The organism is Luteimonas suaedae, from assembly GCF_008312895.1.
GTDB classification, from domain to species: Bacteria; Pseudomonadota; Gammaproteobacteria; order Xanthomonadales; family Xanthomonadaceae; genus Luteimonas; species Luteimonas suaedae.
The window spans coordinates 1-1345 of the sequence record NZ_VSSP01000038.1; the positions used below are offsets into that span (position 1 = coordinate 1).

A 1345-nucleotide genomic window follows, 5' to 3' on the forward strand; every position below is an offset into this window, starting at 1 on the left:
ACGAAGAAGATCGACACGAACGCCGCGAACGCATAGAACCCGTACGTCGCCGCCAGCCCGATCCCCGCCAGCATCACCGGGAAGGTCATCGTGATCGCGAAGTTCGAGCCCCACTGGAACAAGCCCGCCACCGCCAGCCCCGAGCCGCGGATCTGGTTGGGGAACATCTCCCCCAGCATCACCCACATCACCGGGCCCCACGACAGGTTGAAGAAGATCACGTACACATTGGCCGCCACCAGCGCCAGCACCCCCATCGCATCGGACAGCTGCAGCCGGTTGTCGGCGTCCAGCGTGCCGGTCGAGAACGCGATCGTCACCAGCCCCAGGCTGATCGCCATCCCCACCGAGCCCACCCACAGCAGCGGCTTGCGCCCGATCTTGTCGATCAGCGCCACCGTCAGCAGGCAGGCGCCGATGCTCAGCGCCCCCGACAGCACGTTGATCAGCAGCGCATCGTTCTCCGAGAACCCCACCGCCTGCCACAGCACCGCGCCGTAGTAGAACACCACGTTGATGCCCACCAGCTGCTGGAACGTCGCCAGCCCGATGCCCACCCATACGATCGGCCGCACCTTGCCGGTGGCCTTGGCGATCAGGTCCGAGAACCGCGGGCGGTGGTGGTCGGCGGCCAGGCTGGCCTCGATCTCGGCCAGCTTGGCCGTGCCGGCATGTTCGCCGTACAGCCGGCGCAGCACCGTCAGTGCCCGTTCCCGGTGGCCTTTGACCACCAGAAAGCGCGGGCTCTCGGGAATGAACAGCAGCGCGCCCAGGAACAGCGCCGCCGGCGCGATCTCCATCCAGAACATCCAGCGCCAGGCCTCGAAACCCAGCCACAACGGCCGGATCGAGGCGCCGGCCACCTTGGCCAGCAGGTAGTTGCTCAGGAACGCCAGGAACAATCCGCCGATGATCGCGATCTGCTGCACCGTGGCCAGGCGGCCGCGATAGTGCGCCGCCGACACCTCGGCGATGTAGGCCGGCGCCATCACGCTGGCCGCGCCCACCGCCAGCCCGCCGAGCACCCGGTAGATCACGAACTCCAGCGAGGTGCCGGCGATGCCCGAGCCCCAGGCCGAGACCAGGAACAGCACCGCCGCCACGATCAGCAGCGTGCGCCGCCCGTACAGGTCGGCCAGGCGCCCGGCGAAGAAGGCGCCGACCGCGCAGCCGAGCAGCATCGAGGCGACGTTGAAGCCGGTGCCGACCGAGTCGGAGTCGAACGCGATCCGCAGGCCATCCACGGTGCCGTTGATCACCCCGCTGTCGAAGCCGAACAGGAACCCGCCCAACGTCGCCACCAGGCTGATCAGCACGATGAAGCGGGTGTTGGGCGACTCCGCGG

1 protein-coding gene is annotated in these 1345 nt (G+C 68.3%); it reads right to left on the bottom strand.

What is annotated here, in order from left to right; genetic code table 11:
- Window positions 1-1319: sugar porter family MFS transporter (locus FXO19_RS18995; RefSeq protein WP_255516503.1), on the bottom strand; the 1319-nt coding region annotated here is incomplete at its 3' end.
- Window positions 1320-1345: the final 26 nt, after the last annotated feature.